This window comes from Nocardioides marinisabuli, from assembly GCF_013466785.1.
In the GTDB taxonomy this organism is placed as follows: Bacteria; Actinomycetota; Actinomycetes; order Propionibacteriales; family Nocardioidaceae; genus Nocardioides; species Nocardioides marinisabuli.
In genome coordinates, this window is sequence record NZ_CP059163.1 from 367,460 (window position 1) to 386,872 (window position 19,413).

At 74.9% G+C, this 19,413-nt stretch carries 12 protein-coding genes; 3 read left to right on the forward strand and 9 right to left on the reverse strand.

Annotated elements, in window-relative coordinates:
* Positions 1-66: 66 nt before the first annotated feature.
* On the reverse strand, positions 67-2,109 hold the full coding sequence (locus H0S66_RS01785; RefSeq protein WP_179613854.1) for an ATP-dependent DNA helicase UvrD2: 2,043 nt from the start codon (positions 2,107-2,109) through the stop codon (positions 67-69).
* A gap of 78 nt (positions 2,110-2,187) precedes the next feature.
* Here H0S66_RS01785 and H0S66_RS01790 point away from each other — a divergent pair, with 78 nt between their 5' ends.
* Complete coding sequence (locus H0S66_RS01790; RefSeq protein ID WP_179613855.1) at positions 2,188-2,466, forward strand: mycoredoxin; 279 nt, start codon at positions 2,188-2,190, stop codon at positions 2,464-2,466.
* A gap of 38 nt (positions 2,467-2,504) precedes the next feature.
* Here the strand turns inward: H0S66_RS01790 and nudC are convergent, their stop codons facing one another.
* Positions 2,505-3,413 carry an NAD(+) diphosphatase gene (nudC, locus tag H0S66_RS01795; RefSeq protein ID WP_179613856.1) on the reverse strand — a complete coding sequence of 303 codons (909 nt, stop codon included), beginning with the start codon at positions 3,411-3,413 and terminating at the stop codon, positions 2,505-2,507.
* A gap of 53 nt (positions 3,414-3,466) precedes the next feature.
* Between nudC and H0S66_RS01800 the strand changes: the two genes are divergently transcribed.
* On the forward strand, positions 3,467-4,552 hold the full coding sequence (locus tag H0S66_RS01800) for an NAD(P)-binding domain-containing protein (RefSeq protein WP_179613857.1): 1,086 nt from the start codon (positions 3,467-3,469) through the stop codon (positions 4,550-4,552).
* Here the strand turns inward: H0S66_RS01800 and H0S66_RS01805 are convergent.
* Genes H0S66_RS01805 through H0S66_RS01815 form a run of 3 tightly spaced genes read right to left on the reverse strand, consistent with a single transcriptional unit; the run spans position 4,540 to position 11,714 of the window.
* Positions 4,540-5,196, reverse strand: a complete 657-nt coding sequence (locus H0S66_RS01805; protein WP_179613858.1) for an SDR family NAD(P)-dependent oxidoreductase — start codon at positions 5,194-5,196, stop codon at positions 4,540-4,542. The two genes, H0S66_RS01800 and H0S66_RS01805, sit on opposite strands and share 13 nt — an antisense overlap.
* 9 nt (positions 5,197-5,205) lie before the next feature.
* Positions 5,206-8,439, reverse strand: coding sequence for an ATP-dependent helicase (locus H0S66_RS01810; protein WP_258017060.1), 3,234 nt, complete (start codon positions 8,437-8,439; stop codon positions 5,206-5,208).
* Entirely contained in the window at positions 8,436-11,714 is a 3,279-nt protein-coding gene (locus tag H0S66_RS01815) for an ATP-dependent helicase (protein ID WP_179613859.1), read from the reverse strand. Before H0S66_RS01815 ends, H0S66_RS01810 begins: the two co-directional genes overlap by 4 nt.
* Before the next feature lie 66 nt (positions 11,715-11,780).
* On the opposite strand from H0S66_RS01815, the gene H0S66_RS01820 reads away from it, so the two are divergent.
* Positions 11,781-12,935 (forward strand): CaiB/BaiF CoA transferase family protein, encoded by a 1,155-nt coding sequence (locus H0S66_RS01820; RefSeq protein WP_179613860.1) that lies wholly within the window; start codon positions 11,781-11,783, stop codon positions 12,933-12,935.
* 13 nt (positions 12,936-12,948) lie between these two features.
* Here the strand turns inward: H0S66_RS01820 and bar are convergent, their stop codons facing one another.
* The 4 genes from bar to H0S66_RS01840 all read right to left on the reverse strand — a co-directional run bounded on the left by bar (position 12,949) and on the right by H0S66_RS01840 (position 19,170).
* Positions 12,949-14,061, reverse strand: a complete 1,113-nt coding sequence (bar, locus tag H0S66_RS01825; protein WP_179613861.1) for a barbiturase — start codon at positions 14,059-14,061, stop codon at positions 12,949-12,951.
* A gap of 13 nt (positions 14,062-14,074) precedes the next feature.
* Entirely contained in the window at positions 14,075-15,043 is a 969-nt protein-coding gene (locus tag H0S66_RS01830; RefSeq protein ID WP_179613862.1) for a carbamate kinase, read from the reverse strand.
* A gap of 110 nt (positions 15,044-15,153) precedes the next feature.
* On the reverse strand, positions 15,154-18,138 hold the full coding sequence (locus H0S66_RS01835) for a M14 family zinc carboxypeptidase (protein WP_218876199.1): 2,985 nt from the start codon (positions 18,136-18,138) through the stop codon (positions 15,154-15,156).
* Positions 18,139-18,306: 168 nt separating this feature from the next.
* Entirely contained in the window at positions 18,307-19,170 is an 864-nt protein-coding gene (locus H0S66_RS01840) for a glycoside hydrolase family protein (RefSeq protein WP_219633604.1), read from the reverse strand.
* Positions 19,171-19,413 lie beyond the last annotated feature (243 nt).

Sequence of the window (19,413 nt, forward strand, 5' to 3'; positions counted from 1 at the left end):
GTGTAAGGGGCAAACCATTTATTGGCTATTTCCAGAACTTTTTCTGCGGGGGTCCCCGACGCCCGCTCAGCCGACCAGGCCGAGCACGTCCTCGCCGTACTTGTCGAGCTTGGAGCGGCCGATCCCGGCGATGCGCAGCAGGGCCTGCTCGGTCTGCGGCTTCTGCTCGGCGATGAGCTCGAGGGTGGCGTCGGAGAACACCACGAAGGCGGGCACCTTCTCCTCGCCGGCGCGCTCCCTGCGCCACTCGCGCAGCCGCTCGAACAGCTCCTCGTCGTAGGAGGCCGGGCAGTCCTCGCAGCGGGCACGCTTCTTGTCGGCGGGCGTGCGCAGCGGGGTGCCGCACTCGCGGCAGCTCATCGCGCGCCCCGCGCGGGTCGAGCCGGCGGGGCGCGGCCGGGCCTCCTCGGGCAGCAGCGGGTCGAGGAACCTCGAGGGCTTGCGCGAGCCGCGCCCGCCGGGGTTGCGCGCCAGCGACCAGGAGCAGGAGAGCTCGAGGCGGGCCCGGGTCATGCCGACGTAGAGCAGCCGGCGCTCCTCCTCCACCGCCGCGGGGGTGTCGGCGTAGGTGATCGGCAGGGTGCCGTCCTGGAGCCCGCAGCAGAACACGTGGTCCCACTCCAGGCCCTTGGCGGCGTGGAAGGTCGCCAGGGTGACGCCCTCGGCCACCGGGGCGTGCTGCTCGGCGGCGCGGCGGTCGAGGTCGTCGACGAAGGCCCCGGCCGGGTCGTCGTGCTGCGTGCCCTCACCGGCCGCGAACTCCTCGGCCTGGTCGACCAGGGCCTGCCAGGACTCCCAACGGTCCCGGGTCTGGCCGCGCCCGGTCGGGGGCGAGGACGTCCAGCCCATGCCGGCCAGCGTCGAGCGCACCAGCTCGACGAGCTCCTCACCCGCGCCGCTGCGGGCGGCGCCGCGGATCCGCGTCACCGCCTCGCGCACCTCGGGCCGGTCGAAGAAGCGCGCGGCGCCGCGGATGACGTAGGGGATCTTGCGGGCCGCGAGCGCGTCCTCGAAGGTCTCGGACTGGGCGTTGATGCGGAAGAGGATCGCCACCTCCCCCAGGGACGTGCCCGCCTCGCGCAGCTGCAGGATGCGCGCGGCCACCGCCTCGGCCTCGGAGACCTCGTCGGGCGCGGAGCGGTAGTCGACCGCGCGACCCGACGGGCGCTGGGAGCGCAGCGAGACGCTGGTGGTGCTCGAGCCCTCCAGGAGGGCGTTGGCGGCCGAGACCACCTCGGGGGTGGAGCGGTAGTTGCGCACCAGCTCGACCGAGGTGGTGCCGGGGTGCTTGGCCGGGAAGTCGCGCAGGTAGTCGGCGTTGGCGCCGGCGAAGGAGTAGATGGTCTGTGCCGGGTCGCCAACCACGCACAGCTCCTCGCGCCCACCGAGCCACAGGTCGAGCAGCGCCGACTGCAGCGGCGAGACGTCCTGGAACTCGTCGACGACGAAGTACTTGTACTGCCGGCGCACCTGCGCGGCCACCCGCTCGTCGTCGGCGAGCAGGCCCGCGGTCAGCAGCAGGATGTCCTCCATGTCCATCCGGCCCTCGCCGCGCTTGACGTCCTCGTAGGCGGCGAAGATGCGCGCGACCGTGTCGGCGTCGTGGCCGGTGACGCTGCGCCCGCGGCGGGTGGCGACCTTGGCGTAGTCGTCGGGGTGGACGTTGCTGACCTTGGCCCACTCGACCTCGGAGGCCAGGTCGCGCAGCAGCGCCTGGTCGACGCGCACCCGCTGGCGGCGCGCGGCACCGGCGAGCAGCGGGATCTTCGACTCGGTCAGCCGCGGCAGCTCGGTGCCGTGCACGTGGGGCCAGAAGTAGCGCAGCTGGCGCAGCGCCGCGGCGTGGAAGGTGCGCGCCTGCACCGCACCGGCGCCCATGGTGCGCAGCCGCTGGCGCATCTCGCCCGCGGCACGGGTGGTGAAGGTGACCGCGAGGACCTCGGTCGGGGTGTAGACGCCGGAGGCCACGCCGTAGGCGATGCGGTGCGTGATCGCCCGGGTCTTGCCGGTGCCGGCACCCGCCAGCACCCGCACCGGGCCGCGCAGCGCCTCCGCGACCTGGCGCTGCTCGGGGTCGAGCGCGGAGAGCAGGGCGTCGGGGTCGGGCATCAGGGGGAACAACTCCGCTTCGGACGTGGTTGGCAGGAGGACCGATCACACCCTAGATGCCGGAGGCGACAGCCCGAGATGAGCACCGAAGCACCTGTGGAGAGCACGCCCACCACCGGGTTCACCATGTACAGCACGCCGTGGTGCGGCTACTGCCACCGCCTGAAGTCGCAGCTCGAGCGCGAGGGCATCCCCTTCACGATCGTCGACATCGAGCAGGACCCCTCGGCCGCCGACGTCGTCGAGAAGGTCAACAACGGCAACCAGACCGTGCCGACGCTGGTCTTCTCCGACGGCAGCGCGATGACGAACCCCTCGCTGGTGCAGGTCAAGGACAAGCTGGCCTCGCTGGCCTGAGCCCGAGCCGGCCCGTTTGAACGGGCCGGCTCGGTGCGTCACCAGTGGCCGGGCAGGGGTCCGCCGTACCAGTGCTCGACCAGCGAGCGGCTGATCGAGACCCCGCCCGGCAGCACGAGGCTGCCCGCCTCGGCCTGCTCGCGCATCTCGCGGCGGGTGAACCAGCGGGCGTCCTCGAGCTCGTCGTGGTCGACCTGGATCTCGGTGGTGGTCGCGCGGGCGGTGAAGCCCACCATCAGGCTCGCCGGCAGCGGCCACGGCTGGTTGCCGAAGTAGTCGACCTCGCCGACGTGCACGCCGGTCTCCTCCAGCACCTCGCGGCGCACGGCGTCCTCGAGGCTCTCCCCCGGCTCGCAGAAGCCCGCCAAGGTCGAGAACCGGCCCTCGGGCCACACCGACTGGCGCCCCAGCAGGCAGCGCTCGTCGTCGCTGCCGGGCTCCCCGTGGGTGACGACCATGATCACGGCGGGGTCGGTGCGCGGGAACTGCGCCTTGCCGCAGCGGGTGCAGACCAGCTCGTGGCCCGACTTGCGGGGCTCGAGGTCGCCCGCGCACCGGGGGCAGAAGCGGGTGACGAAGAGCCACTCGGCCAGGCCCAGGGCGTGGAAGACCAGCGGTGCGTAGGCCAGCGCGTCGTCGGCCAGGGAGGGCAGCAGACCGCGCAGCGGCACCCAGCCCTCGCCCTGGCGGGAGAGCCCGGCGTCGGTGACCACCGCGAACCACGCCCGCCCGTCCCACTCCCCCAGCAGCACGCGCAGGCCCTCCGGGGCCTCGGCCGGCGCCACCCAGTCGATCCTGCCCCCGACGGGGCGGATGCGGGTCCCGGAGACGACCAGGACCCGGCTGCCGGGGTCGGCCCAGCGCTCGTCGAGCCAGGCGTCGTCGGTGCGGTGCAGCGCCGCTCGGTCGTGGGGGTCGGCTGCCATCAGCTCGTGCGGGTAGCTCACGACCGCGACGGTAGCGCGTGGAACAGCACCCGCCACCGGGGCGTTGGGTCCACGTGGACATCTACGACAGCGTCGTCCTCGGCGCGGGGCAGGCCGGGCTCTCGGCCTCGTTCCACCTGGCCCGTCGTGGGGTGCGCCACCTGGTGCTCGACGCCGACGAGGCACCGGGCGGCGCCTGGCAGCACCGGTGGGACTCGCTGAGCATGGCCGACGTGCACGGTGTGCACGAGCTGCCGCAGGCGCCGGGCGAGCAGGAGGCCCGGCCACCGGCTCGCGACGAGCGGCCCGCCAACCGGGCGGTCCCGGCGTACTTCGCCGACTACGAGCGCCACCACGACCTGCCGGTGCTGCGTCCCGTGCGGGTCGACCGGGTCACCGACGGCCCGGACGGCCTGCTCACCGTGCACGCGGGCGCGCGGAGCCTCACCACCCGCACACTGGTCAACGCCACCGGCACCTGGTCGCAGCCCTACGTCCCGGCCTACCCGGGCGCGCGCGACTTCGACGGGCTCCAGGTGCACACCCGCGACTACCCCGGCGCCGAGGCGTTCCGGGGGCTGCGCACCGTCGTCGTCGGGGGCGGCGCGTCGGCCGTGCAGCTGCTCGGCGAGGTCGCGCTCGTCACCGAGACCCTCTGGGTGACCCGGCGCGAACCCGTGTGGCGCACCGACGACTTCACCCCCGAGGTCGGCCGCGCGGCGGTCGCCCTGGTCGAGGACCGGGTACGCCGCGGCCTGCCCCCGGCCAGCGTGGTGGGCGTGACCGGCCTGGCGCTGCGCGAGCAGGAGCGCGCCGCCGCCGCGCTGGGCGCCTACGACCGGCAGCCGATGTTCGCCTCGATGGAGCCCGGGGGCGTGCGGTGGGCCGACGGCCGGTTCGAGGCCGCCCAGGCGGTGGTGTGGGCCACCGGCTTCCGACCGGCCGTGCGGCACCTGGCCCCGCTGCGGCTGCGCTCCCCCGAGGGCGGCATCCGCCTCGACCACCACGGCACCACCGCGGTCGACGACCCGCGCGTGCAGCTGGTCGGCTACGGCCCCTCGGCCAGCACGGTCGGCGCCAACCGTGCGGGCCGGCACGCGGCCCTCGGCGTGCTGCGGGCGCTCGCCGCCGGGCCCGACGCCGCGGATCAGGCCGGGTAGGGGACCTCGGACCGCCAGGCGGCGGGATCCTGGTGGGCGGCCCGCCAGAGGGCGTCGCCCACCGCGTCGTGGCTGAAGGTGCCCTCGCGGGCCAGCGCCCCGCGCACCGTCACCGAGACCGCGCGCACCCCCTCGGGCGCCAGGGTCGCGTCGAGGGAGTGCACCAGGTTGCGCACCCCGGCCTTCTGCACCCCCAGGGACGCCGCCGCCGCCGACGGCTCGTCGGCGGCCATCGAACCGGTGACGGTGACCCGGGAGCCGGGTCGCAGGTAGGGGTGCGCGGCCTGCACCGCGACCAGCAGCGCACCGACGCCGAGGCGGACGTCGTCGAGGATCTCGTCGACGCCCAGGTGCATCGGGTCGGCCTCGCGGTAGGCGCTGGGGTTGACGTGCAGCAGGTCGATGCGCCCGAAGCGGCGACCGAGGTCGGCGACGGCGCTGCCCCCGGTGTGCGGGTCGGCGGCGTCGGCGACCCGCCGCTCCACCCGGGCCGGCACCAGCGTCGAGGCCAGGTCGGCGAGCACCGTCTCGTCGTTGCCGACCAGCCCCACGTGCCAGCCCTCGGCGGCGCAGCGCCGCGCCAGGGACCCGCTCACACCCGGCCCCGCCCCGACCACCACGACGACCCGCTGCTCTGCGCTCATCCCCCGACCCTACGACCCGCCCAGCAGCGCCTCGAGCTCCTCGCGGCCCGGCAGGTCGGCGGGCTCGACCAGGGCGCCGGAGCGCACGTAGTAGAACCCCGCCCGCACCTGCTCGATCTCGAGGCCCTCGAGCTCTGCCCAGGCGGTGCGGTAGAGCGCGAGCTGCAGCGGGTCGGCGTCGGTGCCGCGGTTGGTCTTCCAGTCGACGAGCAGGAACGAGCCGTCGGGCTCCCGGAAGACCGCGTCGATGCGCCCGCGCACGACCTGCCCGGCGAGCACCAGCGCGAAGGGCGCCTCGACCGCGTGCGGCACCCGGTCGGCGAAGGGACCGGCCTCGAAGCGTGCCACCAGCTCCTCGAGGTCGGCGGCGTCGTCGATGCCCTCGTCACCGCGCCCGGGCAGGTCGTCGGGGTCGAGCAGCGGCTGCTGGCCGAAGCGCGCCTCGACCCACGCGTGGAAGCGGGTGCCGAAGCGGGCGGCCGCCGACGGCGGCCGGGGCATCGGACGCACCAGCTCGCGCGCGAACGTGGCCGGGTCGTCGCGCAGGCGCGAGAGCGCGGTCACCGAGATGGAGCCCGGCAGCGGCACCTCGACCACCGGGCTCCGGTCACGGCGGGCCTCGGCCAGCAGCCGCTCGAGCTCGTCGTCCCAGGTGTCGAGGACCGAGCGCTCCACGAGGTCGGCCTGCTGGTCCCACTCGCCGCCGCGCCCGGCGGCCAGCTGCTCGACGGCCTCGGCGACCAGCTCGGAGGCCTCGAGACGACGCAGCGCCTCCGCGGTGTGCTCGGTGACCGGCCAGGGGTGCACGGGCACCTCGGCCTGCAGCAGGGGGTTGACCTCGCTCTTGTCGGGGCACTCGCGCCAGGCCAGGGGCGCGACGCCGGCCAGGGCCAGGAAGTCGCGGACGACGACCTGGTAGGGCGAGGGGCCCAGGCCGCCCTTGCGGCCCTCGGTCCACACGTAGGAGGAGACGACGAGCCGGTGCCGCGCCCGGGTGAAGGCCACGTAGCCCAGGCGCAGCTCCTCGGTGGCCTCGTGCGCCTTGGTCTCGGTGTCGAGGCGCTTGAGCGCGTCGGCGTCGTGGCCCACCAGCCGGGGCAGGTCGCGCTCGTCACCGCGCAGCGGGGTCGGCAGCATCTCGAGGCGGCGCGGCCACAGGCCGCGGCTGCGGGTGTGGGGGAACTTGTCGCGGCAGGTGCCGACCAGGAACACCACGTCCCACTCCAGCCCCTTGGCGCGGTGCACCGTCAGCAGCTTGACCGAGTCGGCCTCCGAGGGGGTGGCCGCGTCGAGCCCGTTGCCGAGCTCGTCCTCGGCCTGGAGCCAGGCCAGCAGCGAGGTCAGGCTGACCGACCCGTCGATGGCCTGGAAGTCGGCCACCGCCTTGACGAAGATGTCGAGGTTGTCGCGGCGGGCCCGGGCGGCCTCGCTGACCGAGGCGGCCAGCTCGAGGTCGATGCCGCAGGTCTCGATGATGCGTCGCACCAGCTCGAGCAGCGGCTCCCCGACGTGGGCGCGCAGCATCCGCAGCTCGGCGCCCAGCAGCGCGAAGCGCTCCAGGGCCGCCGCGGAGTACGGCAGGTCGCCGGGGTCGTCGAGCGCGTCGCACAGGGCCGGCACCTCGGTGGGGTCGGCGCCCGCGACCGCCTGCTCGAGCTCCTCGGCCACGGCGCGCCCGCTCTCGGCGGCGCGCCCCCGTCGCGCCCCGGCCAGCTGCTCGGCGCGCTGGCCCAGCAGCGCCAGGTCGCGCGGGCCGACCGCCCACCGCGGACCGGTCAGCAGGGTGAGCAGGTCGGCGTTGGCGGTGAGGTCCTCCAGCAGCGTCAGGGTCGCGAGCACCTCGGCCACCTCGGGCAGGCGCAGCAGGCCGCTGAGGCCGACGATCTCCACCGGGACCTCCGCCGCGCTGAGCGCGTCGAAGACGTCGGCGGCGTGCGCGTTGTCGCGCACCAGCACCCCGACCTCGCGCCACGGCGTGCCGGCGGCACGCGCGGCCCGGACCTGGTCGGCGAGCCAGCCCAGCTCCTCGGCGTAGGTCTCGTGGACCGCGACGTCGACCTCGCCGGTCGCCGACGTGCCCGAGCGCAGCGGCGCCACCATCGGGAACTGCCGGTAGAGCGGGTCGGCCAGCGCGTTGGCGACCTCGAGGATGCGGGTGTCGGAGCGCCGGTTGACGCTGAGCCGGAAGCGCGCCACCTCGCCCCCGTCGCCGCGGGGGAAGTCCTCGTCGAAGCGCAGGATGTTGGAGACCGACGCACCGCGCCAGCCGTAGATCGCCTGGTTGGGGTCGCCCACCGCCATCACCGGGTGGCCCCCGCCGAAGAGGCGCCGCAGCATCCGGGCCTGGGCCACCGAGGTGTCCTGGTACTCGTCGAGCAGGACCACGCGGTACTTGCCGCGCTCCTGCTCGCCCACCTCGGCGTGGCTCTCGGCCAGCCGGGCGGCCAGCGCGATCTGGTCGGAGAAGTCCATCAGCCCCAGCGCCTGCTTGAGCCGCTGGTACTCCTCGACCAGGTCGAGGGCCTCGGCACGGCGGGCGAAGGCGCTGGCGACGTCGTCGCGGGTCTTCTTGGGCCCGGCCAGCAGCGCCTCGGCGAAGCGCGGCGCCTGCGCCGCGTCGAAGGCGCGCAGGTCGGCGATGTCGACCAGGTGCTCGCCCAGGGCGCCCTCGAGGCGCAGCACGTAGTCGATGACGTGCCGCGGGCTGTCGGAGAGCAGCTCGACGCGGCCGGTGTGCCGGTCGATGACCCGCGCCGCGAGCTGGTAGCGCGACGCGTCGGCCATCACCCGGGTGTCGGGCTCGTGACCGATGCGCAGCCCGTGCTCGGAGAGCAGCGCGGAGGCGTAGGCGTTGTACGTCGACACGGTCGGCTCGAGCAGCTCGACGGCCTCCTCGCCCTGCTCCTCCTCCTCGCCCTGCTCCTCCTGCTCGCCCGGGCCCCCGGGGCCGAAGCCGGCCCGCTCGAGGGCGTCGCGGATGCGCTGGCGCAGCTCGCTGGCCGCCTTGGTGGTGAAGGTCAGGCCGAGGACCTCGTCGGGGCGCACCTGCCCGGTCACCACCAGGTAGACCACCCGCGCCGCCATCAGCGTCGTCTTGCCCGACCCGGCGCCGGCGACCACCACGGCCGGCTCGAGCGGGGCCCGGATCGCCTCCCACTGCTCGGGGCTGGGCGGGAACTCCGACTGCATGACCGCCTGGAGGTCCTCGGGGGTGCGCACCTCGCGGGTGCCCGCCGCGCTCACGAGAGCACCGTGCCCGAGGTCTTGGCCGGGCACAGGGGCTGGAAGTCGCAGAAGTCGCAGTGCTTGCCGGGCCTGGCCACGAAGTCCTCCTCGCGCACCGCGCGGGCCGCGGACATCAGCTGCTGCTCGATCGGTCGGACCCCCTGCTCGTCGGCTTGCTGCGGCGCCTGCGCCTGGACCGTGAGGCGACCGCGCGCCTCGTGCCGCAGCTGCCACAGCTCGGCGCCGCCCGGCTCGGCGGTGGCGGGCTCGCCCCGGTGGGCGCTGAGCACCTCGTCGACGGCGCCGTGCTCGACGGCGAGCTGGTAGAGCCCCAGCTGGGGGTGCACCGCGATCTCCTCCCCCGTCGGCTTGTACTTGCTGGTCTTGAGGTCGATGACGACCACCCGGCCCTCCGCGTCGACCTCGAGCCGGTCGGCGTACCCGTGCAGGTGCACCTGCTGGCCGTCGGGCAGCCCGACCCGGGTGCTGATGCGCTGCTCGGTGGCCAGCACCTCGCGCGCGTCGGGACGCTGGTGCCAGGCCAGGAAGCGGGTCAGGGCCTTGCGCACCTCCTCGCGCTCGCGCCCGCCCGACCAGGGGGTGCGGAAGGGCAGCCGCGCCCAGACGGCGTCGACGTGCGCCATCAGCGCCTCCACGGGGTCGGGCCCCGAGAGGTCGACCTCGCCGCGGCTGATGCGGTCGGCGAGCGCGTGCACCACGTTGCCGAAGCCCTGGGCCTGGGTGGCGGCCCGGGCACCGCCTGCCTCCGACTCCAGGAACCACTTCGCCGGGCACTGCTCGAGCGTGGTCAGCGCACTGGCCGAGAGGCGCACCGGCTCGTCGGGCGCGCGCACCGGCTGCTCGGAGGCCGAGAAGGCGCGGGTGCCCCACCAGGTGGCCGGGTCGGCGGCCGGCACCCAGGCGGCACCCTCGCGGTGCTGGGCGACCAGGCGCGCGAGCCGCTCGGCGGCGGCGTGGCGCAGCACCTTGGACTGGGTGTCGTCGGCCACGGTGCGGCGCAGCTCGGCGACCAGCCCGGCCAGCGAGAGGGGCCGGCGCGGCCGGCCCTGCACGTGCTGGGGCGTGGGACCGAGCTCGGCGAGGAACCGGGAGGCCTGCTCGCCGTCCTCGTCGGGCGAGGCGACCGCGGTCACCACGAGCCGCTCGCGGGCGCGGGTGCAGGCGACGTAGAACAGCCGGCGCTCGTCGGCCAGCAGCTCGCGCGCGGACGTCGGCGGCACCAGGTGCCCGCTGCCGATGCGGTCGGCCTGCAGCAGGGTGGAGCGGCGGCGCAGGTCGGGCCAGCCCTCCTCCTGCACGTGCGCCACGACGACCAGGCGCCACTCCAGCCCCTTGGAGCGGTGGGCGGTGAGCAGGCGCACCGCCTCGCCGCGGATGCCCTGCTCGGCCAGGGTGTCGGCGGGGATCTGCTGGGCCACGAGGGTGGAGAGGAACGAGGCCAGGGCGGTGTGCCCGCGCCGCTCCTCGACCCGGGCCGCCTCGTCGAAGAGGGCGCAGACCGCGTCGAGGTCGCGGTGGGCGCTGCGCCCGCCCTGCCCGCCACGCGTCGAGGCGCTCTGCAGCCGGGCCGGCCAGTCGGTGCCGGACCACAGGTGCCACAGCACCTCCTCGGCCGAGGCGCCGCCCTCCACGAGCCCGCGGGCCTCGCGCAGCAGCCGCGCCAGCCGCGCGGCCCGGGCCACGGCCGGCAGGTCGCCCCCCGGCGTGCCGGCGAGGTCCTCGAGGACGCTGCCGTCGACGACGGCGGCCCGCAGCAGCTCGGGCGAGCTGCGGGGGGCCGTGCCCTCACCGGCCTCGGCGACGCGCTCCTTCTCCCGGGTGCGCAGCAGCCGGGCCAGCACCCGCACGTCGGCCGCGTCGAGGCCGGCCAGGTGGGAGTGCAGCAGCGCGTGCGCGTGCTGGGCATCGAGGTGGTCGACGCTGCGGGGGTCGTCCTCGTCGAGGTGCAGCACCGCCGTGAGGGCGTCGACGAGCGTGCGGACGGCGGGCTCGCCCACCAGCGGGGTGTCGTCGCCGGCGACCTCGACCGGCACCCCGGCCGCCAGCAGGGACCTGCGCAGCGGCGGGATCGACGTGCGCCCCGAGCGCACCAGCACCGCCATGTCGTCCCAGGCGACGCCGTCCTCGAGGTGGGCACGACGCAGCGTGTCGGCCAGGTGCTCGGCCTCCGCGCGCTCGGTGTCGAAGGTCAGCACGTGCACCCGCCCGTCGCCGTGGTCGCCGACCGGCACCGGCGCGAGGAAGTCCTCGCGCGCGCCGCTCTCGATGGTGCCGATGAGCGGCAGCCGGGCAGCCACCCGCTGGGAGCAGCGCAGCAGCGAGGCGCCGAAGCGCCGGGTGCCGCGCAGCACCACGGTGCCGGCAGGGCTGCCGTCGCGGCGCGGGAAGGTCGTGGGGAACTCCAGGATGCCGCGCACCTCGGCGCCGCGGAACGCGTAGATCGACTGGTGCGGGTCGCCGACCACGGTCAGGTCGCGCCCGTCGCCCGCCAGCGCCTGCAGCAGCGCCACCTGGCCGGGGTCGGTGTCCTGGTACTCGTCGACGAACACGTGGCGGTAGGTGGCACGCAGCTCGTCGCGGTGCTGCTCGGCCAGGATCGCCGCCCGGCGGATCAGGTCGGCGTAGTCGATGGCGCCGCGCGAGTCGAGCACGTCGAGGTACTGGTCGAGGAACCACCCGGCGGCCACGAGCTCGTCGCGACCCTCCTCGGCGCCCAGCCGGCGCAGCTCCTCGCCGTCGAGCCCCTTCTCGCGGGCACGGGCGAGCACCGCCTGCACCTCCCCGGCGAAGCCGCGGGTGCCGACCGCGTGGCGCAGCCCCTCGGGCCAGCGCACCGACTCGGGGGCGTCGGTCAGCAGCTGCTGGAGCACGACGTCCTGCTCGGGCGCGCTGAGCAGCTGCAGCGGGCCCTCGTAGAGCTCGGCGGGCTGGTGCTGGCGGATCAGGCCGTAGGCGAAGGAGTGGAACGTCGTGCCGATCGCGACCGCCGAGGTCAGGCCCAGCCGGGCCGTGACCCGGTCGCGCAGCTGCTCGGCCGCCTTGCGGGAGAACGTCAGTGCCAGCACCTGCTCGGGCCGGGCGCCCTGCTCGATGCGGTGCACGATCGTCTCGACCAGCGTCGTCGTCTTGCCGGTGCCGGGGCCCGCCAGCACGAGCAGCGGACCGCCGGGGTGCTCCAGCACGCGGCGCTGGTGCTCGTCGAGGACCGGCACCGCGGCCGCCTGCTGCGGCGCGGCCAGCCGGTACGTGGTCGACGGTGCGGGGCTCCTCATGGCGACCATTCGACCACCCGGCACCGACAGCCGCCCGCACGCCCGCCGGCATGGCAGGCTCGCCCCATGGACGGCCCCCTCAGCGACCTGATCGTCATCGACCTGACCCGCGCCCTGGCCGGCCCGCACGCGGCGATGATGCTCGCCGACCAGGGGGCCCGGGTGATCAAGGTCGAGCCCCCGGCCGGCGACGACACCCGCTCCTGGGGGCCGCCGTTCGTCGGGCCCGAGGAGGCGCGCGAGTCGACGTACTTCCTCTCGGCCAACCGCAACAAGGAGTCGGTCGTCCTCGACCTCAAGGACCCCGCCGACTCCGACGTGCTGGCCCGCCTCGTCGAGCGCGCCGACGTGCTGATGGAGAACTACCGCAGCGGCGTGCTCGAGCGGCTCGGCTTCGGCACCGAGCGGCTGCACGCGCTCAACCCGCGCCTGGTGGTGCTCTCCATCACCGGCTTCGGCCACGACGGCCCGGAGGCCCAGCGCGCCGGCTACGACCAGATCGCCCAGGGCGAGGGCGGGCTGATGTCGCTGACCGGCAGCGAGACCCCCACCAAGGTCGGGGTGCCGATCGCCGACCTGGTCGCCGGGATGAACGGCGCGTTCGGCGTGCTGGCCGCGCTGCACGAGCGCGAGCGCACCGGGCGCGGGCGCGTCGTGCGCACCTCGCTGCTGGCCGGCATGGTCGGCGTGCACGCCTTCCAGGGCACCCGCTGGACCGTGGCCGGCGAGGTGCCGGGCCCGGCGGGCGCCCACCACCCCTCCATCTCGCCGTACGGGCTCTTCGAGACCGGCACCGCGCCGATCCAGATCGCCTGCGGCTCCGAGGGCCTGTGGCGCGCGCTGTGCGCGGCGCTCGACCTCGACGCGACCGACGCGCGGTTCGCCACCAACGCCGACCGGGTGGCCCACCGCGACGCTCTGACCGGCCTGCTCGAGGCGCACTTCGCCACCGACCCGGCCGAGCACTGGCTCGAGGTGCTGCGGGCCGCGGGGGTGCCCAGCGGCAAGGTGCGCACCCTCGACGACGTCTACGCCTGGGAGCAGACGCGCTCGCAGGGGCTGCTGCTCGACGTCGAGCACCCGACCCTGGGCGCGCTGCAGCTGCCCGGCTCGCCGCTGCGCTTCGACGACGCCGCCCACTCCGGCGGCCGCGCCACCCACCTGCCGCCGCCCCGCCTCGGCGAGCACACCGAGGCCGTCAGGGCCTGGCTCGACACCTGAGCCCCGCGAGGCGTCAGCCGAGGTCGACGATGGCGGCGACCGGGCCGCCGCCGTCGGGTCCCTGGTGGGCCGCCGAGACGGAGACGAACACGGCCGGGTCACCGGTGACGGCGGCGGTGACGCCGCCGACGGCGGCCTTGATCTGGCGGTGCCAGTGCACGTCGGAGTCGTCGAGCATGGCGTTGCGCCGCCCGCGCACGGTGCCGTCCTGGGAGGCCTCGCACTTGAGGAAGAGGTTGACCAGGCGTCCGTCGAGGTCGGAGGGGTGGGGCCGCTCGGGCAGGTCGAGGCCGGCGTCGCGGATCGCCTCCCACAGGCCGTCGGCGTCGAGGGCGTCGCGCATCACCGAGTGGCCGATGCGGTAGCGGCCCCCGACCCCGCGCGCGTTGCCGACCACCACCACCTGGGCACGGTCGAGCTCGACGCCCGAGGAGCAGGAGGCCACCGAGGAGTACAGCGAGCGGTCCTTGAGCACCTGCTCGTCGCGGGGCATCTCGATCTCCCCCAGCGCCACGGCGATGCCGAGCGCGGTGCCGCCGTTGGAGACGTCCATCGAGTAGAGCGTGTCCTCGGTGAAGACGTCCTCGCCGCGCGACTTGGCGTCGGCGATGGTGCTCAGGGTCAGCAGCGGCGTCTTGGTCTGCACGTAGTGCACGTCGGCGGCGTCGGTGATGCCGGCGCGCTCCATCGCGACCTTCACCGCGTCGGCGACCTTGGTGACCATCCCGGAGCGGCCGATCTCCTCGGGCAGCAGCACCTCGCTCATCGCGAACCCGACGGTCAGCCGCTTCTCCTCGGGGTCCCGGGGCGGCTCGACGGAGCCCTCGGGCAGCGTCGCGAAGATCGTGGCGTGCGGGCTGATCACGCCGTCGGTGCCGCCCGACCACACGATCGGCACCTGCGACACCGCCTCGGGGTCGGCGCCGCGAGCGACCAGCACCTCGCGGAAGGCCCGGTCGGCGATGATGCGGGTGTAGTCGTTGACCCCGCCGTTGCCCTCGGTCTTGCCGATGATCGCGACGACGCGCGAGGCCTCCAGCACCCCCTCGTCGAGGAGCTTCTCGAGCTCGCTGGCATCGGCGACGGAGTGGATCGGGACCTTGCGGACCTCGATGGCGTGCGGCATGGCGGGTGTCCTCTCAACGATCGGTGGGGCGGTCGGTGCTGTGCGGTGGCGCGGGTACGACGACGGTGCCCGCGCCGCCCTCGGCGGCGGGGACCAGGTGCTCGAGGTCGGTGATCGCGGCGTGCCGGCCGCCGGCCTCGACGAAGCGGCAGGCGGCCTCGACCTTGGGGCCCATCGACCCGCTGGCGAAGTGACCCTGACGTGCGTGGTCGCGCAGGGCGGCGGTGTCGATGCGCCCCAGGGGCTGCGGGTCGGGGCCCTCGAAGCCCAGCACCGCCGCGGGGACGTCGGTGCCGACGACCAGCACCTCGGCGCCGAGGGCGCGCGCGAGCACCGCCGCCGCGAGGTCCTTGTCGATCACGGCCTCGACGCCGCGCAGGGTGCCGTCGGCCTCGCGCACGACCGGGACTCCCCCGCCGCCGGCGACCACGACGACGTACCCGGCCGCGGACAGGGTGGCGGCCGCGGGCGCGTCGAGGACCTCCCGCGGCTCCGGCGAGGCGACCACGCGCCGCCAGCCGCGCTCGCCGCGCGGCTCCCAGGTCTCGCCGTGCTCGACGAGCACCTGGGCCTCGGCCTCGGGCAGGAAGCGCCCGACGGGCTTGGTGGGCCGCGCCCAGCAGGGGTCGTCACGGTCGACCAGGGTGCGGGTGACCAGGGCCGCGGTCGGGGTGCGCAGCCCGCGCCCGGCCAGGGCCGCCTCGAGGGCGTTCATCAGCACGAAGCCGAGCGTCGCCTGGGTCTGGGCGCCGCACCAGTCGAGCGGCACCGGCGGGACGACGGCGGCGGCGAGCTCGTTCTTGACCAGCAGGTTGCCGACCTGGGGCCCGTTGCCGTGCGTGAGCACCACGTCGTGGCCCGCCGCGACCAGGTCGGCCACGGCGGCCGCGGCGCCGCGGGCCGCCGTGATCTGGTCACCGGGCCGCGCCGACCCGTCGGGGCCGGTCATCGCGTTGCCGCCGAGCGCGACCAGGACCCTCATGCTCCGAGGGTAGGGACGGCGTCGGGGGGCGGCACCGTGCGCGGCCACCACGCTGGACGGACCCGCCTGGCAGGAGTTGCCAAGCGGGTCCGTCGTGGTTCAGCGGGCGCTCAGCCCAGGCGCAGCACCACCGGCGCGGAGACGCTGCGGGTGGCGACGTCGTCGCCCTTGCGCACGGCCTTGAGCTTGTGGCGGCCGGTGCCCAGCTTCAGGGTCACCGTGACGGTGCCGTCGTCGCCCTCGGTGATCTCGAGGACCTCCACCTTGGTGCCCTTGTCCTTGACCAGCACGGTGCCGGTGCCCGGCTCGTCGTCGACCTCGACGGTGACGGTCACGACGGCCTTCCGCTTGTTCTTGGCCTCGGCCTCGAGCGTGGTCGTCGAGGTGCCGCGGGTCTCCTCCTCGGGAGCCACGACCGCCTCGCCGGCCGGCGCGGCCCACATCAGGGCGCGGGCGGCCTGGCTCAGCCCGCCCTTGGGGTGGGTGCGGAAGAACACCGAGGTGCCGAAGACCAGGGACTTGGCGCCGGTCGCCTCGTCGACGGAGGAGACCACCGAGGCGTTGCCCGCCGCGGCCTCGGGACCGTCCGTGGCGTTCGAGGCGCGCCAGTGACCGGCCAGGAAGGGCTTCTCGGCGTCGTAGGTCTGCTCGACCGTGACGCCCTCACCGAGGCCGGTGAAGGAGTAGGCCGAGTAGATGAAGGCGTGGTCCTGGGCGTAGGGCGCCAGCACCGAGCCCTCCGCGGTGTCGACGGCCACGATGCCGTTGCCGCGGCTGCTGCCGCTGACGACCTCGCCCTCCATCAGCCCGAAGGAGACCGCCGCCTCGAAGCCGCGGTTGGTGCGTCCGAGGAGGGCGCCGCCCTCGTCGACGAAGGCCTGCACGGCCGCGCGGGCGGCCGAGCCCTCCGCCGGGTTGAAGGTCGAGGCCACCCAGAGCACGTCGACGTCGTCCATCAGCGACGGGTCGGCCTCGAGCGTGCCCGTGGAGAGCTGCACGAGGTCGTCGAAGCCGAGCTCGGTCAGCGACAGCTTGTCGTCCTGGGAGCCGACGTAGCCGATGGTCAGGTCGCTCAGCGCCGCGGTGGTCTCGTCGTCGAGCGCGTCGAGGTCCTCGGCGGTGGCCGCCTCGAGGGCGATGCCGTGCTCGCGCGCCACGGCGGCGGCCGCGTCGAAGTCGTCGACACCGACGACGACCGAGCCGTCGGCCAGCATCGAGACCGGGACGCTCTCCTCGAGCAGCGAGTTGAGCGCCCGGAAGTCCACGACACCGGCCACGTCGAAGGTGGTGTGGCTCGGGGTCGAGGGCACCGAGGTCAGGTCGGTGGCCGCACCGACCGGGGTCGTGGCGCCGAGGGCGGCGTCGGTGACCGACCCGACCTTGTCGACGCTGGCGCCCCACAGGTAGCTGTAGCTCCAGGCCGAGACGTCGTACATCGTCGGCACCTTCTCGGAGATGTCGTCACCGAGGTCGAGCAGGCTGTTGGCCAGGCCGCGCAGCGGCTGGTGCATGTCCACGACGTAGGAGCCCGCCGGGTAGGTGGTGCCCCCGACGGTCGTGTCGGCGTCGAGCGTGCCGACCTCGATCTCGTGCAGCAGCAGCTGCTCGACCAGCGAGGTGGCGTCGCTGGCCGAGCGCTGGTCGTCGCCCACCGGGATGACGTAGGCGCGCGGCAGGCTCACCGGCTCCTGGTCGTCGGCGACGTCCCACAGCGCCTTCCACTGGTCGGGGCCCGGCACGTCGGCGATGTTCTCGCTGGTCAGCGCCACCTTCGGCTCACCGGCCACGCCGCGGCGGAAGGTCTCGATCTGGCCCTCGAGCATCTCGCGGGCCGCCACCGGGTCGTTGAGGTAGTCGACCATGCTCTCGAGGGTCTGGTAGGCCACCGCGGTGTTGACCTCGGCCCGCTCGGGGGTCTGGCGCCCGCCGCTGGCACCCCGGGTCAGGGGGAGCTCGACCGTGGTGGTGGCGGCGCCGTAGAACGCGGCGTACTGCGCGGTGAAGATCGGCGGGAAGTCGTCCCAGCCCGACGGGGTGTCGCGGTAGGGGATCTTGATGTGTCCGGTGGCCTCGTCGGTGACCGCGTCGACGATCGCACCGGTCTCGACGTTGCGGTAGGTGTTGCCGGGGATCGCGGCGTCGACGACGTCCTGCTCGACCTTGAGGGCCAGGGCGTAGTTGTGCGGCAGGATCTGGTCGAACTCGTAGTTCGAGCCGTGCGGCGGGCCGGCCGGCTCGATCTGCAGGACCCGCGTGTAGCCGTGGAAGTCGGCGGCGTAGATCGCCTGGATCGCCTGGGCGGTGCGGATGAACGACTGCGTCTCGGGCGTCTGGTTGGTGATCAGGTCGCGGTTGGGGTCCAGGCCGATCGCGGTGGCGCGGGTGGCGTCGGTGCGCCCGTCGGGGTTGAGCGACGGCGAGAAGTAGAGACGGTTGTTGCGCAGGATGCTGCCGACCTCCGACATCGGCGCCGTGGCCAGCCACTCGATGTACTGCATCGAGGCGTCGGTGCCCTCCCACTCGTTGCCGTGGATGTTGTTGCTCATCCAGATGGGGGTCTTGTACTGCGCCAGGAGCTCGGAGTCGGCCGCCGCGGCCGCCGGGTCGTTCTTGATCTTCTCGCGCCAGGCGGTCTGCTGGGCGGTGTCCTGCTCGCGCTCGGGCGCGGTGACGGTGACCAGGTAGAGGTCGCGGCCCTCGGTGGACTGGCCCACGACCTGGGCGGAGACCCGGTTGCTGCTGGCCATCAGCTCCATCAGCTTGGGCGCGATCTCGGGGTGGCCCATCAGCTCGGCGGTGTGCGCGGCGTCGTCGGGGTTGTCGCGGTAGAGGCGCAGCGCGGGCTGGTAGGGGTACGACGTCGGCATCGCGACCGGGTCGCCGGAGACCGCGGTCTCGCCGGCGGCGCGGGCGACGACCTGGGCCTTGGTCGGCTCCTCCACCCGGTTGACGGTGCCGGCGCCGCGACCGCTGCTCTCGTCGAAGCGCGGTGCCGAGGTCGGGTCGGCCGCAGCGGGCAGGCCGGAGCCGGCCAGTGCGGTGGTGGCGGCCAGGGCCAGCCCCAGGGGGGCGACCAGCGCGCGTGAAGTCCTCACAGAAGTGCTCATTTCTCTCAACAGGGGGGCGCCTCCCAACGACGCCCCGGACCTGCACCCTCGCCGAAGATCGATGCGCATGGAAGGGGCGAAACCCGAAATTAATCATTCGTCTCATGAATGAGCAACAAGTCTTGCGGCGCCGCCGGGTGGTGTAGTAGAGACCGTTCAGTGCCGGACCGGGGGCGGCAGGACCCACCAGCTGTCGAGCCTGGCCACGGCCGGCGCCTCGCGTCCCTCCCGCAGCACCCGTGCCAGACGGGCGAGGTACGCCGCGATGCCGGCCGCCCCCTGCATCCAGCCGACCCCGGGCGGCAGCAGCGGCTCCGCGGCGCGGTGCTCGACGAAGCGCCACCAGGCGTGCGGGCCGTTCGAGCACCGCGCGCTCGACGAGCGCGTCGCCGCAGGCGCGGGCGAGAGCGAGGTCGGCCTCGTCCCCGTGGCGCTGCCAGCTGTCGAGGGCGGCGTCGCCGACCCCGGCGGTGCCGCAGCAGCGTCCGTCGTTGTCCCAGGCCCCCGGCTCGCGCCGCTGCGGGACGCCGGAGGCGGCCACGCTGCGCAGGCACCGCCGCCGCCACGCGCCGGGGGCGAGCCCCGCGACCTCCTCGACCCCGCCAGCTCGAGGGCCTCGAAGAGCAGCGCGGTGCCGGTCGGGCCGTGGCACCAGCCGTAGGACACCTCCACCACCGGCCCGTCCGGGCGCGGCGGCACCACCCGGGGCACCACCAGGCCGCCGCCGCCGGTGTCGGCCCAGGACAGCAGGTGCTCGGCGCCGCTGCGGGCCGCGACCACCAGGTCGGGCCGTTCCAGCTCGGCCCCGGCGACGGCGAGGGCACCGGCGATCCCGGCCACGCCGTGCGACCAGTTCGGCATCTCCCGGCGCTCCTCGGGAGCCACGTGGTCCAGGAAGCGCAGCGGGACGAAGCGCCACAGCCGGCCCACGTCGGCCGGCTCGGCCTCGGCCAGCAGCACGTCGGCGGCGTGGCGGGCCAGGTCGTCGGCCCCACGGACCCGGTGCCGGCGCGCCCACACCGCGCCGAGCAGGACGCCCGCGGTGCCGAGCGTGGCGTCGCTGATGCGGGTGCCGTCGGGGTACGGCGGCCCCAGGACGGACTGCCCCCACCCGTCGGGCCGGCCAGGGCGGCGAGCCGGGCCACCGCGTCCTCGGCGCCCGGCGCGTCGAGCGCGACGAGGGTGCCGACGGCGCTGACGAGGCCGTCGAACGCCGAGCAGTCGTCGGTGGCGCCGAGGCCCGCCCGCACCCGGGTCGCCACC